This is a genomic window from Bacillus sp. EU63, assembly GCF_038592915.1.
Classification (GTDB): Bacteria; Bacillota; Bacilli; order Bacillales; family Bacillaceae; genus Bacillus; species Bacillus velezensis.
On record NZ_CP151944.1, the window covers coordinates 3,205,351 to 3,218,596 of the forward strand.

The 13,246-nt window shown below is 46.5% G+C and carries 17 protein-coding genes and 1 riboswitch; all 17 genes read right to left on the reverse strand.

Annotation, left to right across the window (positions count from 1 at the left end; genetic code table 11):
* Positions 1 to 32 precede the first annotated feature (32 nt).
* Complete coding sequence (gene sufB / locus NYE38_RS16040; protein ID WP_007410090.1) at positions 33 to 1,430, reverse strand: Fe-S cluster assembly protein SufB; 1,398 nt, start codon at positions 1,428 to 1,430, stop codon at positions 33 to 35.
* Between the two features lie 19 nt (positions 1,431 to 1,449).
* Positions 1,450 to 1,893 carry a Fe-S cluster assembly sulfur transfer protein SufU gene (gene sufU, locus NYE38_RS16045; RefSeq protein WP_003151877.1) on the reverse strand — a complete coding sequence of 148 codons (444 nt, stop codon included), beginning with the start codon at positions 1,891 to 1,893 and terminating at the stop codon, positions 1,450 to 1,452.
* Positions 1,883 to 3,103, reverse strand: coding sequence for a cysteine desulfurase SufS (gene sufS / locus NYE38_RS16050; RefSeq protein ID WP_014418823.1), 1,221 nt, complete (start codon positions 3,101 to 3,103; stop codon positions 1,883 to 1,885). Before sufS ends, sufU begins: the two co-directional genes overlap by 11 nt.
* Positions 3,103 to 4,416: a Fe-S cluster assembly protein SufD gene (sufD, locus tag NYE38_RS16055; protein ID WP_017418965.1), complete on the reverse strand. Its 1,314-nt coding sequence runs from the start codon at positions 4,414 to 4,416 to the stop codon at positions 3,103 to 3,105. The genes sufS and sufD overlap by 1 nt, the downstream gene beginning before the upstream one ends.
* Positions 4,417 to 4,433: 17 nt before the next feature.
* Positions 4,434 to 5,219 (reverse strand): Fe-S cluster assembly ATPase SufC, encoded by a 786-nt coding sequence (gene sufC, locus NYE38_RS16060; RefSeq protein WP_003151872.1) that lies wholly within the window; start codon positions 5,217 to 5,219, stop codon positions 4,434 to 4,436.
* Positions 5,220 to 5,395: 176 nt separating this feature from the next.
* Positions 5,396 to 5,548 carry a hypothetical protein gene (locus tag NYE38_RS16065; protein WP_003151857.1) on the reverse strand — a complete coding sequence of 51 codons (153 nt, stop codon included), beginning with the start codon at positions 5,546 to 5,548 and terminating at the stop codon, positions 5,396 to 5,398.
* A gap of 192 nt (positions 5,549 to 5,740) precedes the next feature.
* The gene (locus NYE38_RS16070) at positions 5,741 to 6,118 is read right to left on the reverse strand and encodes a carboxymuconolactone decarboxylase family protein (RefSeq protein ID WP_032864325.1); all 378 of its coding nucleotides are present in this window, start codon (positions 6,116 to 6,118) and stop codon (positions 5,741 to 5,743) included.
* A gap of 94 nt (positions 6,119 to 6,212) precedes the next feature.
* Entirely contained in the window at positions 6,213 to 7,028 is an 816-nt protein-coding gene (gene metQ, locus NYE38_RS16075; RefSeq protein ID WP_017418963.1) for a methionine ABC transporter substrate-binding lipoprotein MetQ, read from the reverse strand.
* Positions 7,029 to 7,041: 13 nt separating this feature from the next.
* Positions 7,042 to 7,710, reverse strand: coding sequence for a methionine ABC transporter permease (locus tag NYE38_RS16080; protein WP_014418826.1), 669 nt, complete (start codon positions 7,708 to 7,710; stop codon positions 7,042 to 7,044).
* Complete coding sequence (gene metN, locus NYE38_RS16085; RefSeq protein ID WP_003151850.1) at positions 7,703 to 8,728, reverse strand: methionine ABC transporter ATP-binding protein MetN; 1,026 nt, start codon at positions 8,726 to 8,728, stop codon at positions 7,703 to 7,705. The genes NYE38_RS16080 and metN overlap by 8 nt, the downstream gene beginning before the upstream one ends.
* 105 nt (positions 8,729 to 8,833) lie before the next feature.
* Positions 8,834 to 8,940: riboswitch (SAM riboswitch) on the reverse strand.
* 111 nt (positions 8,941 to 9,051) lie between these two features.
* Positions 9,052 to 9,402 (reverse strand): SCP2 sterol-binding domain-containing protein, encoded by a 351-nt coding sequence (locus tag NYE38_RS16090; protein WP_007410085.1) that lies wholly within the window; start codon positions 9,400 to 9,402, stop codon positions 9,052 to 9,054.
* A 96-nt stretch (positions 9,403 to 9,498) separates the two neighbouring features.
* Positions 9,499 to 9,819, reverse strand: a complete 321-nt coding sequence (locus NYE38_RS16095; RefSeq protein ID WP_003151847.1) for a thioredoxin family protein — start codon at positions 9,817 to 9,819, stop codon at positions 9,499 to 9,501.
* Positions 9,820 to 9,821: 2 nt separating this feature from the next.
* Positions 9,822 to 10,187, reverse strand: coding sequence for a toprim domain-containing protein (locus NYE38_RS16100; RefSeq protein ID WP_017418962.1), 366 nt, complete (start codon positions 10,185 to 10,187; stop codon positions 9,822 to 9,824).
* Between the two features lie 69 nt (positions 10,188 to 10,256).
* A complete protein-coding gene (locus tag NYE38_RS16105) occupies positions 10,257 to 10,493 on the reverse strand; it encodes a YusG family protein (RefSeq protein ID WP_003151845.1) in 237 nt (78 codons plus the stop codon).
* 54 nt (positions 10,494 to 10,547) lie between these two features.
* Positions 10,548 to 10,931 (reverse strand): glycine cleavage system protein GcvH, encoded by a 384-nt coding sequence (gcvH, locus tag NYE38_RS16110; protein ID WP_003151844.1) that lies wholly within the window; start codon positions 10,929 to 10,931, stop codon positions 10,548 to 10,550.
* 59 nt (positions 10,932 to 10,990) lie between these two features.
* Positions 10,991 to 11,347, reverse strand: coding sequence for an arsenate reductase family protein (locus NYE38_RS16115; protein ID WP_003151843.1), 357 nt, complete (start codon positions 11,345 to 11,347; stop codon positions 10,991 to 10,993).
* Positions 11,348 to 11,460: 113 nt separating this feature from the next.
* Entirely contained in the window at positions 11,461 to 13,245 is a 1,785-nt protein-coding gene (locus tag NYE38_RS16120) for an acyl-CoA dehydrogenase family protein (RefSeq protein WP_014305769.1), read from the reverse strand.
* Between the last annotated feature and the right edge of the window lies 1 nt (position 13,246).

Below are 13,246 nucleotides of genomic sequence, written 5' to 3' on the forward strand. Positions count from 1 at the left end.
AAAAAACCCCGCCAAATGGCGGGGTTTTACTATTAACCGATGGAACCTTCCATTTCGAATTTAATCAAACGGTTCATTTCAACTGCGTATTCCATCGGAAGTTCTTTTGTGAACGGCTCGATGAAGCCCATAACGATCATTTCTGTTGCTTCTTCTTCAGAAATACCGCGGCTCATCAAGTAGAAAAGCTGTTCTTCAGAAACTTTTGATACTTTCGCTTCGTGCTCCAATGAAATGTTGTCGTTCAGGATTTCATTGTAAGGGATTGTATCAGAAGTTGATTTGTTATCCATAATGAGCGTATCACACTCGATGTTTGAACGGGCGCCGTCCGCTTTTCGTCCGAAGTGGACGATACCGCGGTATGTTACTTTTCCGCCCTGTTTGGAAATCGATTTTGATACGATTGTGGATGACGTATTCGGTGCAAGGTGAATCATTTTCGCACCCGCGTCCTGATGCTGTCCTTTGCCCGCAAGAGCGATAGAAAGCGTCATGCCGCGCGCGCCTTCACCTTTCAGAATGACAGCCGGATATTTCATCGTCAATTTAGAACCGATGTTTCCGTCAACCCATTCCATCGTCGCGTTTTCTTCACAAACCGTACGTTTCGTTACTAGGTTGTAAACGTTGTTCGCCCAGTTTTGAATTGTTGTATAACGGCAGTAGCCGCCTTTTTTGACGATGATTTCAACAACCGCGCTGTGAAGCGAGTTTGTTGTGTACACAGGAGCCGTACAGCCCTCTACGTAATGAACGCTTGCTTCTTCGTCAACGATGATCAGCGTACGTTCGAACTGACCCATGTTTTCGGAGTTGATGCGGAAGTAAGCTTGAAGCGGTGTTTCAACCTTCACGCCTTTAGGCACGTAGATGAAAGATCCGCCGGACCAAACAGCTGAGTTCAGCGCCGCAAACTTGTTATCAGTCGGCGGGATAACTTTCGCCCAGTGCTCGCGGAAAATGTCTTCATTTTCTTTCAGCGCGCTGTCTGTGTCTTTGAAGACGATGCCTTGCTCTTCAAGATCTTCTTTCATATTGTGGTACACAACTTCGGATTCGTACTGTGCAGAAACACCGGCAAGGTATTTTTGCTCAGCTTCAGGAATGCCGAGTTTGTCGAATGTCTGTTTAATTTCCTCAGGCACTTCATCCCAAGAACGCTCTGAACGCTCAGACGGCTTTACGTAATACGTAATTTCGTCAAAGTTTAAAGAGTTTAAATCCCCGCCCCACTGCGGCATCGGCATGTTGTAGAAATGCTCAAGAGATTTCAGGCGGAAATCAAGCATCCATTGAGGCTCTTCTTTCATGCGTGAAATTTCTTCTACGATTTCTTTTGTCAATCCGCGCTCTGAACGGAAAATGGAAACGTCCTTATCGTGAAAACCGTACTTGTATTCACCAATTTCAGGCATTTTTTTAGCCATCCATTTTCACTCCAATCTTTTAATTGCCGCCTTTTTCGCCAGCGACTCCTTTTTCAAGTGCTTTCCATGAAAGGGTGGCACATTTAATCCGGGCCGGGAATTTCGAAACGCCTTGAAGGGCTTCAATATCCCCGAGATCTATTGAGTCGTCATACTCTTTCCCTTGCATCATGTCTGAGAAAATCTTAGACATGGAAAGGGCGGTATCAATATCTTTTCCTTTAATCGCCTGCGTCATCATGGAAGCTGAAGCCATGGAGATGGAGCAGCCTTCTCCTTCAAACTTCGCTTCCTGAACGGTATCGCCGTCAAGCTTCATTGTCAGTCTGATCCGGTCGCCGCAAGTCGGGTTGTTCATATCGACGACGATGCTGTCATCCAAAACCCCTTTGTTGCGCGGATTTTTGTAATGATCCATGATCACTTGTCTGTATAATGTATCTAAATTTGCATTAAAAGACATTTGTAAAGTACTCCTTTGTCTTTTGGAGGGCTTCCGCGAGCTTATCGATCTCTTCCTCTGTATTATACAGATAAAAACTCGCTCTCGCAGTAGCAGATACATCCAGCCATTTCATGAGCGGCTGGGCGCAATGATGGCCGGCTCTGACCGCAATGCCCTCAGCATCGAGGACAGTCGCGACATCATGAGGGTGAACCTCATCAAGATTAAATGTCACAAGTCCCGCCCGCTCTTTCGGACCGTATACCGTCACGCCGTCTAGCTGCTCGAAACGGTCAAGCGCATAGGCTGCAAGCTTATGCTCATGCCGGGAAATCTCGTCGAGTCCGATCTCTTCAAGAAAATCAATCGCGGCTCCCAATCCGATCGCGCCTGCAATGATCGGCGTGCCTGCTTCAAATTTCCACGGAAGCTCTTTCCAAGTTGATTCATAAAGCCCTACAAAGTCGATCATCTCGCCGCCAAATTCGGCCGGCTCCATATTCTCAAGCAGTTCTTTCTTGCCGTACAGCACGCCGATTCCCGTCGGGCCGCACATTTTATGGGAAGAAAGCGCGAAGAAGTCGCAATCCAAGTCCTGAACGTCGATTTTCATGTGCGGTGTGCTTTGCGCCCCGTCCACCACGATGACCGCGCCATTGTCATGAGCGATTTTGGCGATCTCTTTAATCGGGTTGATCGTGCCGAGCACGTTTGACACATGAGCGACTGCCACGATCTTCGTATGGCTTGTGACAGTCTGCCGGACGTCGTCCAACGAAAGCGTGCCGTCTTCCTGCATCGGGATATATTTTAAAGTCGCGCCGGTTGCTTTGACAGCCTGCTGCCATGGAATGATATTCGCATGATGCTCCATTTGGGTGATGACCACTTCATCACCGGGTTTTAAGCTGGCGCGGGCATAGCTCAGCGCCACCATATTCAGTGAAGTTGTCGTGCCTTTTGTGAAAATGACCTCAGCCATTGACTTCGCATTGATAAACTTACGGACTTTTTCACGCGCACCTTCATAGCCGTCTGTCGCTCTCGTGCCAAGAGTATGAACGCCTCTGTGGACATTGGAGTTGTATTTGTTGTAATACTGATCCACTGCTTCAATGACAGCACGCGGCTTCTGGGAAGTCGCCGCGCTGTCAAGGTACACGAGGTCATGTCCGTTCACTTGCTGATGAAGGATCGGGAACTGTTCACGAATATCGGTGATATTCATTATTTTACTTTCCTTTCGATGACGGAGACGAGCTGTTTCTTAACTCCTTCAATCGGAAGCTCTTTTACCACCGGAGCAAGGAATCCGTAAATGACTAAGCGTTCTGCTTCTTCTTTCGCAATTCCGCGGCTCATCAGGTAGTAAAGCTGAATAGGGTCCACACGGCCGACAGATGCCGCATGTCCTGCAGTTACATCGTCTTCATCAATTAAAAGAATCGGGTTTGCGTCGCCTCGCGCTTTTTCACTCAGCATCAGGACGCGGGATTCCTGTTCAGCGTTTGCTTTAGACGCGCCGTGCTCAATTTTGCCGATGCCGTTAAAGATGGAAGATGCGGCATCTTTCATGACTCCGTGCTTCAGGATATAGCCTTCGGAAGCCTTACCGAAGTGGATGATCTGCGTCGTAAAGTTTTCCGTCTGTTCTCCTCTTCCGACAACTACGGTTTTCGTATCGCCGTATGTGCCGTCTCCGTAGAGGTTTGTCGTGTTTTCAGAAATCGTGTCGCCATCGTTCATCAGACCGAGCGCCCACTCGATTTTGCTGTCGCGTCCGCGCGCAGCTCCGCGGCGGTTGACGTAAGTTGTGACGCCTGCTGACAAGTTGTCAACGGCACCGTACGTCACGCTGGCATTATCACCTGTGATCACTTCACTGATAATGTTGAATACAGCTTCTTTCGGATTCACCGTGCTGATATAGTTCTCAACGTAAGTGACGGAGCTGTGGTCTTCAGCGACGATCAGCACGTGGTTGAACAATGCCGTGTCATTGCTTTCATGAACGTAAACAGCCTGAACAGGCGTCTCCACCTGAACGTTTTTAGGAACATAAAGGAATGCCCCGCCGTTCATTAATGCCGCATGAAGCGCAGTCAGTTTATGCTCGTCGACCTTTACGCCGTCTTTCATGAAGTATTTCTCAACGAGGTCGCTGTGCTCACGGGCAGCCGTTAAGATGTCCGTGAAAATAACGCCTTTTTCTTTCAGCTCTTTAGAGAGAGACAGGAATGCTGGCGTTTGGTCACGCTGCACATATAACGTTTTGTCTTCATTTTCAATATCGATCAGCGCTTTTGCTTCATCAGCTAAATCTTCCAAAGAAGCAAGCGGCGCGTTTTCTACTGTATGCTTGTTGAACTTTGTAAAGTTCCAATTTGTGATTTTTGTTTTATCAGGCTTAGGCAGCGGCAGATCTTCAGCTTTTTCAAGAGCCTGTAAGCGCAGGTTTTTCAGCCAGGCAGGTTCTTGATGCTTTTCGGAAAAGCCTTTGACATATTCCTGATCTACGGATAGTTTCGTTTCCAATGTCATGTTAATCCCCCTAACGCTTACGCTTCTTGGCCTACAGTTTCGTCTTCAATGCCGAGTTCTTGTTTAATCCAGTCATAACCTTCCGCTTCAAGGCGCTGTGCTAGCTCCGCACCGCCTGATTTCACAACGCGTCCCTGCATCATAACGTGAACGACATCCGGCGTGATGTAGTTCAGAAGGCGCTGATAGTGAGTGATCATTAAGCAGCCGAAGTTTTCGCTGCGCATTTTGTTGATTCCTTTAGAAACGACTTTAAGCGCATCGATATCAAGACCTGAATCGATCTCGTCAAGAATGGCGATTTTCGGCTCGATCATCATAAGCTGAAGGATTTCGTTGCGTTTTTTCTCTCCGCCTGAGAAACCTTCGTTCAGGTAACGCTGCGCCATTTCAGGATCCATTTCAAGGAACTCCATGTTTTCGTCCATTTTGCGGATGAATTTCATAAGAGAAATTTCATCGCCTTCTTCGCGGCGGGCGTTAATCGCAGAGCGAAGGAAGTCGGCATTCGTCACACCGCTGATTTCACTTGGGTACTGCATCGCAAGGAAAAGACCCGCCTGAGCGCGCTCGTCCACTTCCATTTCCAGTACATCCTTGCCGTCAAGCGTGATGCTGCCTTTTGTAACTTCGTATTTCGGGTGTCCCATAATCGCTGCTGAGAGCGTGGATTTACCGGTACCGTTCGGCCCCATGACAGCGTGGAATTCGCCGCCTTTTATTTCAAGGTTTACACCTTTTAAGATCTCTTTTCCTTCGATTTCAACGTGAAGATCCTTGATCGTTAATGTTGAAGCAGCCATATCTATACCTCCAAAATATATAATCATTATTCTCAATTTATTCTCATTCTAATTTTATAACAAATGAAAAGTAAATACAACTTTTTATATTACCCGGAACATTCCTAAAGTTTATCAAAGATCAAGGCGTAATTAAAGCTGTTTGAAACAGAAAAAGGGCGGAAATCCACCCTTTTTTACTGACCGATTTTCTCATTAAGCTGCGCTGCGAGGAACTTGCTTTTTTGATATTCAAGCTCCCTCTGCCGTTCGACTTCCATCCTTTTTGAAAGACGCCGTCCGTATTCCTCGTAGCCGATGCCGTGTGACTTCTGCATCGCTTTTTCCATTTCAGGCGTATAGTCAAGGTCCAGTCTCTCGTGGCTGGTGCAGATAATGAATCAATCCCTTCATATATTTGTTTCTATTGTAACAATGATCCCCTGCTCCGGCCAAAGAGAGTGTGCCCCTGAATCCTTTCGAATGTGCCGAAAACCGGCGCTCGCTTTATCTGAAAAACGGTATTCACACGATTGCTCTTTCTAATGCGTCGTATGTCCGAATTCCTGAATGCACTGCTGCACGAGGGTCACTCCCTGACTGAGAGCCGCGCCGCCCCCGAATGCCGCCGCGACGCCGATGACCTCAAGGATGTTTTCTTCTGTCGCCCCTTGGTCAAGGCAGCCCTTCGTATGATAAATCATGCAAAATTCATCTTGAGCGCTGATGCTGATGCCCAGAGCGATTAATTGTTTCTCTTTTTCAGTTAATGAATCCGCTGAGAAACACTGTTCAGTAAATTCATTAAACTTCCGCCCCATCATCGGCATTTTTTTCTCGAATATGCCTAAACCTTCTTTATATTGTTTCAATGCGTCATGCACGCTTTTCCCGTTATCCTGGTATTGAGCCACTGCCATTTCCCTCCAATAAGTTAACCTTCCTTTTTATTATGGACAGTTCTCCGATTAATACCCGAAAAAAACCCCGGATGATTCATCCGGGGTTTTCGTTTTATTCAGATACGGGAAGCACGGCTCCGTCGTATTTTTTCTCAATAAAGTCTTTGATTTTCTTAGAGTGAAGCACTTCCATAAGCGCTTTGATTTTCTCTGATTTTTCGTCACCTTTGCGTACGGCGATGATGTTTGCGTACGGGTTGTTTTTCGTTGATTCCACTTCAATCGCATCTTTTAACGGATTCAGTTTGTTTTGAATCGCATAGTTGACGTTAATGAAGACTGCATCGCCTTCTTCTTCATTATATGCTTTCGCCGTTAATTCAGGGGCGATTTTTTTGAATGTCAGGTTTTTCGGATTTTTCGTAATGTTTTTCGTAGTGGCTTCAATCGTTTTTACCTTCGGATCAAGTGTGATCAGTCCGGCTTTTTCAAGCATCGCCAGCATACGGCCTTGTTCAGCGACATTGTTCGTCATGATGATGGTCGCGCCTTTAGGCAGGTCTTTCAGTGATTTGTATTTTTTCGTGTAAATTCCGAATGGCTCAAGGTGAACGGCTCCGGCATTCATGAGTTTGTAATCTTTATTTTCTTTCATTTCCTGTTCAAGGTAAGGAACGTGCTGGAAGAAGTTCGCATCCACTTCATTATCAGCTAACGCTTTGTTGTACATTTTGTAATCGTTCAGCACTTTTACTTTTAATGTGTAGCCTTTTTCCTTCAAGAGCGGTTCCGCTTCTTTTAAGATTTCAGCATGCGGTGTTTTTGTCGCGGCGACGACGATTTCCTTTTTATTCGAGCCGTTTGATCCGCAGGCGGCCAAAACTCCCGCGAACACAAGCAGCAGCGCACTTAATACAATCTTTTTCAATGTAAATCCTCCCTTATCTTTTGTCTATTATATTTGTAATTACATCACCGATAATCTGAATGATAAAGACGATGATGAGTATAAATACTGTCGCTACAAACGTTACATCCGTATTATTGGACTGGTAGCCTTCTACATATGCAAGGTTTCCGAGTCCGCCTGAACCGATGGCGCCGGCAATGGCGGTAGATCCGATCAGGGCGATGGCCGTAACGGTGATGCCTGAAATTAACGCAGGCATTGATTCAGGAATCAGCACTTTGAAGATAATCGTCGATGTCTTTGCTCCCATTGATCTGGCAGCTTCGATGACTCCTTTATCGACTTCCCGCAGCGCAATTTCCGCAAGACGGGCGTAAAACGGCGCGGAGCCGATAATCAGCGCCGGCAATGCGGCGTTCGGTCCTAAAATCGATCCGACCAAAATCTTAGTAAAACCGAGAAGCAGAATAATTAAAATAAGAAACGGAATAGACCTGAAAATATTAACGACCGCCGCAATCACGGTGTTAATGAGTTTATTTTCCCATAAACTTCCCTTGCCCGTTAAAAAGAGCAGAAGACCGAGAATCGCTCCGATGATAAATGAAAAAACTAATGCGATGACCGTCATATAAAGGGTCTCGTATGTGGCCGTCCACAGCTCGGTTATATCAACGTTCGGGAACCATTTTTCAAACATTTGTGATCACCTCTGCTTCTACCTGTTTGTCTTTGATGAACCGGATCACGTTTTCTACTTCTTTTTCCTGACCGTCAATATGAATGAATAAAGAACCGTAGGCTCCGTCCTTCGTCTGTGAAATTTTCCCCTGCAGAATATTGACGTCCACATCAAAGTTTCGGATCATTTCCGTAATGAGGGGCTGCTCGGCGGCCTGCCCGACAAATGAAAGCTGAATCGTTTTTCCTGTCGCTGTTTCCTGCAGAAAATGCTGGATGGTTTCTTTCGTCTCCTCCGGTTCTGTCACCTGCTGAACGAAACGCTTAGTCATCGGTTCGCGCGGGTTTCTGAAAACTTGGAGTACTTCGCCTTCTTCAACGACTTTCCCGTTTTCCATGACGGCGACTCTGTTGCAGATTTTTCGGATGACGTGCATTTCATGGGTAATGAGCACGATCGTCAGACCGAGTCTGTCATTTATATCGGATAAAAGATCCAAAATTGAATCGGTCGTCTGCGGATCGAGCGCTGATGTCGCTTCATCGCACAGAAGGACTTTCGGATTATTGGCGAGCGCCCGGGCGATGCCGACACGCTGCTTTTGACCGCCGCTCAGCTGCGACGGATAAGATTTTTCTTTCCCCTCTAATCCGACCAGTTTAATCAATTCATCGGCGCGGCGGACCCGTTCGCTTTTTTTCACGCCGGCGATTTCCAGCGGAAACATAATGTTCTCCCGGACGGTGCGCGACCACAGAAGGTTAAAATGCTGGAAGATCATGCTGATTTCCTGGCGCGCTTTTCTCAGCCCGCGGCTGCTTACTTTATTTAATTCCGTCCCCGCGACTTCCACGGTTCCCGACGTCGGCTTTTCAAGGCCGTTCAGGAGACGGATTAAGGAACTTTTACCAGCTCCGCTATATCCTATAATTCCAAATATTTCGCCCTTTTTGATATCAAGAGTGACATCTTGGACAGCATTGACATCCCCATGCTTCGCTTTGTAAATTTTTGAAACATTTTGAAGATGGATCAAAGCAATCACCCGCCTTACACTATTCTAAGAAATCTTCCGGGTTTCTCCGCAAAAGAAAAGCCTTTCTGCAAAAATGAGCAGAAAGGCTTATTGAAAAAGGCCTTTCTCTCATCTTTCAAAGCAGACCGCTTCGAGTGAATTGGCACCATTTCAACATTGTTGATGGTTGCCGGGCTTCATAGGGCACTTCCCTCCACCTCTCTTGATAAGAGAAAACATATCGTATTTTCGTCCGGAAATTCTTACTGTAGAATAGCACGGCGAATGATAAAAAGTCAATAAAATAAATATTGGAAGCTATTGTCACATAGTAGATTGGCAGTTTAAGGCCGTTTACTGATCGCCTGAAAAAATCCATTTGTCAGCCAGAGGATGGCCTCCAGCTTCAGCAGAGCTCTGAATGATCCTTTCACTTTGAGTTTTCCGCTTTGGATAAGCTTTTGCAAAGAGACATCACCATGCAGGAGATGGATGATTTCCGTCTGGTTTCCGTAGAAGGTCAAATTAGATTTTTCCTTTGAAACCGACGTTTTTCTCATTTCTCCCTGTCCGTTAATTGAGACCGTTAAGGCTTCTGTTTCTCCTTGGAATGTAATCAGCAGCGTTGAGGCGTTTAATAGCGGTTTCAAAAACAGATGCTGTCCGTCATTCTCTGAAACTTCTATTTTCTCCACTCGTATAACCTCCCGTTTTAATGGCCATACATACACTTTCTCTTTTTAACGGACAGAACCCTTTATAAACCGCACGACATTTTCCTGTAAATATTGTCACATCGGGAACGTTTGCGATGTTTTTTGTTTAATCAGCTCATATAAATAGGAAACGGAGCGGAAGGCGTATCCTTTCTCAACAAGCTCTCCGCCTTTAAACAGCAAAAAGCACGGAACGCTTTCAATCTGATAGGCTTTGGCGAATGCGGGGGAATAATTCACGTTGTTTTTATAGAAGGCGGCGCCGGGCAGCATTTCTTCGACGACAGTAAGCATTTTGGACGCCAGCTGGCATGTGCCGCAAAACGGGGTGTACAAATACAGGAGATAAACGTCATCCTGAATCGATTCGAGTTCATTTTCTTGGAGTTCTTTCATGATTACCACCTCAGGTCGTTCTTTTTCAAAAATACAGTGTCAGCATCAAAGCCGGCTCTGATCAGCACAGATGCGAGATGATGGCCCGGGCACGACTCGACTTGCCTGTATGTTCTGTCTATATAAATATGGCGCGCTTCGGGAAGCTCCCGTTTCAGCTGTTTTCTTAGTTTATCTCCCGAGTCATCTGCGTCCGTTAAAATATAGACGTCTCTGTCAAACAGGCGGTCCGCCAAATCTTCCAGTTCGGTTTGGCCGATCGTCCCGTTTGTACAGACGATTTCCGCGGGTTCGATGAGCACTTCCCTGACTTTGATTTTATCAGATTTTCCTTCTACGATAATGACCTTTTCATCTCCGTTGTACATAAGCGCGTCACCTGCCGATTGTTTTAGCGTCAGATTGAAAAAGAAGGCAGTGAAATTCACCGCCAACTGTTAACACCAGCCATTCTCATAATCGCAATCGACATATTTCGGATCGCTGCCGTTTATGACATCGGCTGTTTTATAAAATTTTTGATTTTCAAATGAAAAGCCCTGTTTGAGCTCGTACTGGTCCATGCCTGTCATCTCGCCGATGGCTTCATTTTCATGAAACAAGGAAAACCGGCCGTTTTGAAAGCGGCCCGTGACGTTCTCCGTCACATCGACCTTTTGTTTATCAAAAGCCATTTTAGACACCTCCCGTTACAGATAGAGTGTCCAAATGGCCCCTTTGCTATCCGATCAGTCTTCCTGTGTCATTTCGTCATATTGCTCGGAAGTCATGAGGTTTTCGATTTCTTCAGCATCAGCCGGTTCCACGACGATCATCCACGCTTTTTCATACGGAGACTCGTTTACGAATTCAGGACTGTCATCAAGGTCTTCGTTCACTTCCGTCACCGTTCCGTTAATCGGTGCGTACAGTTCGGATACGGTTTTGACGGATTCCACGCTGCCGAATGGCTCGTCCGCTTTAATTTCGGCGCCGACTTCCGGAAGCTCGACAAATACGATGTCGCCAAGTTCGGCTTGCGCGAAATGTGTAATCCCGATGCGGGCTTTTCCGTCCTCAACTTTGACCCATTCGTGCTCTTTGGAATAACGCATATCTTTCGGTGTGCTCATCTAAATCCCTCCATTTTTTTCTTATAATAAGAAGATACCATAATTCTTTGAACCTGGCATTACATCCAATATTTTTCGAATTGGTCTTCTTTAAAGCCGACAGTGACTTTTTCGCCGTCTGTCGTAATCGGGCGTTTCAGGAGCATACCGTCTGATGCCAGGAGTTCAAGCTGTTCATCCTCTGACATGTGGTACAGTTTTTCCTTTAAGTTCAGCTCGCGGTATTTCATTCCGCTCGTGTTGAAAAACTTTTTGAGCTCAAGACCGCTCTTTTCATAGAGGTCTTTAATTTCTTCTTTCGACGGAGTTTCCTCCGCGATATGTATTTCGTTTATTTCCTTACCGCGGTCTTCCAGCCATTTTTTCGCATTACGGCACGTTCCGCATTTAGGGTACCAGTAAAAATTTAACGACATCTTCTTCACCCCTTGTAAATGATCGTCGTTATTTTAACACAATCACTTGTAAAAACCTATAACGTTGCTTCATGAAAAAGCGCCCCTGATGAAGGAGCGCTTTCAGCATGTGATCAGACCGTATATTTTTCTTCACGGAAGACGGCGGCTGCCGCTTCACGTTTTTTCTGAATGAGGTTTTTCGGCGTCAGGCGCGTCAGTTTGCGCAGCACGGAAAGCATCATGCGGAGGGAATCTCCTTCCTCCATGGCGATCAGTGATTCTTTGGCGTGCGCTTCAATGTTCTGAAGGGCTTCCTGGGCAAAGATTTCCGTATATAACAGCTTCTGCGCGGCTTTTTCGGCACCGTCCGCCGCAATTGCTTTTTCCGTTCTGAGGACGGCAGATTCCAAAGCGTATAGCGCGCTGACAATATCCGCAATGTTCACCATGATTTCCTGCTCGCCTTCGATCTCTTTGCCGTATTTCTGCGCCGCGAGACCCGCTGTCAAGAGGGCGATCTTTTTCGCCTGTCTGACAATGTATTTTTCCTGTTCAAGAGGTTCTGAGCCCGGCTCTTCAGGCATCAGCATCATGAGTTCTTCTTGGAGCGCTTTTGCTTTTTCAAAGAGCGGCAGCTGACCTTTTACGGCTTTTTTCAGGAACGTGCTCGTTACGATCAGGCGGTTGATTTCATTTGTGCCTTCAAAAATTCTGTTGATTCTTGAGTCGCGATAGGCGCGCTCCACTTCATATTCCTGCATAAATCCGTAACCGCCGTGAATTTGAACGCCTTCATCGGCAATGTAATCAAGCGTTTCAGAACCGCACATTTTGTTGAGCGAGCATTCAATCGCGTACTCGGCGATTGACTTCGCGACTTCGCGTCCGTCTTTTTGCTCCTCTTCCGTCAGTCTGCTCATATTATCTTCGAATAAGCCCACTGTTCTGTATACAGAGCTCTCCATGGCGTAAAGCCGAGCTGACATCGTCGCAAGCTTTTCCTGAGTGAGCGTGAAGCTTGAGATCGGCGTTTTAAATTGCCGGCGCTGGTTTGCATAAGCGGCAGACAGCTCAATCACCCGTTTTGAAGCGCCGATTGTGCCGACGGCAAGCTTGTAACGCCCGATATTCAGGATATTAAAAGCGATGACATGGCCTTTTCCGATTTCGCCGAGAAGGTTTTCTTTCGGGACTTCCGCCTGATCTAAAATCAGCGTTCTTGTCGATGAACCCTTAATCCCCATTTTTTTCTCTTCCGGTCCCGTTGACACGCCCGGATAGTTCTTTTCTACGATAAATGCGGAAAACTTATCTCCGTCCACTTTAGCGTAGACGACAAAGACATCTGCAAAGGCGGAGTTTGTAATCCATTGCTTTTCTCCGTTAAGAATATAGTGTGTGCCCGCTTCATTCAAAACAGCCGTGGTTTTCGCGCCGAGGGCATCTGAACCTGAACCGGGCTCAGTTAAGGCGTATGCCGCGATTCTTTGCCCTGAAGCCAAGTCCGGCAAATAGGTTTTTTTCTGTTCTTCCGTTCCGAAGAACACGATCGGCAATGAGCCGATCCCGACGTGAGCGCCGTAAGACAGCGAAAAGCTGCCGGCACGTGAAAACTTTTCCGTAATGAAGGCTGAACTGATTTTATCCAATCCGATGCCGCCGTACTCTTCAGGCACGTCTGCTCCGAGGAGGCCGAGATCTCCGGCTTTTCTCAGCAGTCTGACCGAATGCTCGAACTGATGGTTTTCAATTTCATCGATATAAGGAAGCACATCGTTTACGACATAGTCTTCTGTCGTTTTGCCGATCATTTTATGTTCGTCTGTAAAGTCCTCCGGAGTGAATATTTGATCATATCCCGTCTCTTCAATCAGAAAGCTGCCGCCTTTTTTGACGTTGACCGTTTCCTGTTTCATG

Excerpts from the sequence above, each read along its gene's own strand:
- sufB (WP_007410090.1), bottom strand. The coding sequence starts at position 1,430 with ATGGCTAAAAAAATGCCTGAAATTGGTGAATACAAGTACGGTTTTCAC.
- sufU (WP_003151877.1), bottom strand. The coding sequence starts at position 1,893 with ATGTCTTTTAATGCAAATTTAGATACATTATACAGACAAGTGATCATG.
- sufS (WP_014418823.1), bottom strand. The coding sequence starts at position 3,103 with ATGAATATCACCGATATTCGTGAACAGTTCCCGATCCTTCATCAGCAA.
- sufD (WP_017418965.1), bottom strand. The coding sequence starts at position 4,416 with ATGACATTGGAAACGAAACTATCCGTAGATCAGGAATATGTCAAAGGC.
- sufC (WP_003151872.1), bottom strand. The coding sequence starts at position 5,219 with ATGGCTGCTTCAACATTAACGATCAAGGATCTTCACGTTGAAATCGAA.
- NYE38_RS16065 (WP_003151857.1), bottom strand. The coding sequence starts at position 5,548 with ATGGAAAAAGCGATGCAGAAGTCACACGGCATCGGCTACGAGGAATAC.
- NYE38_RS16070 (WP_032864325.1), bottom strand. The coding sequence starts at position 6,118 with ATGGCAGTGGCTCAATACCAGGATAACGGGAAAAGCGTGCATGACGCA.
- NYE38_RS16080 (WP_014418826.1), bottom strand. The coding sequence starts at position 7,710 with ATGTTTGAAAAATGGTTCCCGAACGTTGATATAACCGAGCTGTGGACG.
- NYE38_RS16095 (WP_003151847.1), bottom strand. The coding sequence starts at position 9,819 with ATGAAAGAACTCCAAGAAAATGAACTCGAATCGATTCAGGATGACGTT.
- NYE38_RS16100 (WP_017418962.1), bottom strand. The coding sequence starts at position 10,187 with ATGTACAACGGAGATGAAAAGGTCATTATCGTAGAAGGAAAATCTGAT.
- NYE38_RS16105 (WP_003151845.1), bottom strand. The coding sequence starts at position 10,493 with ATGGCTTTTGATAAACAAAAGGTCGATGTGACGGAGAACGTCACGGGC.
- gcvH (WP_003151844.1), bottom strand. The coding sequence starts at position 10,931 with ATGAGCACACCGAAAGATATGCGTTATTCCAAAGAGCACGAATGGGTC.
- NYE38_RS16115 (WP_003151843.1), bottom strand. The coding sequence starts at position 11,347 with ATGTCGTTAAATTTTTACTGGTACCCTAAATGCGGAACGTGCCGTAAT.
- NYE38_RS16120 (WP_014305769.1), bottom strand. The coding sequence starts at position 13,245 with ATGAAACAGGAAACGGTCAACGTCAAAAAAGGCGGCAGCTTTCTGATT.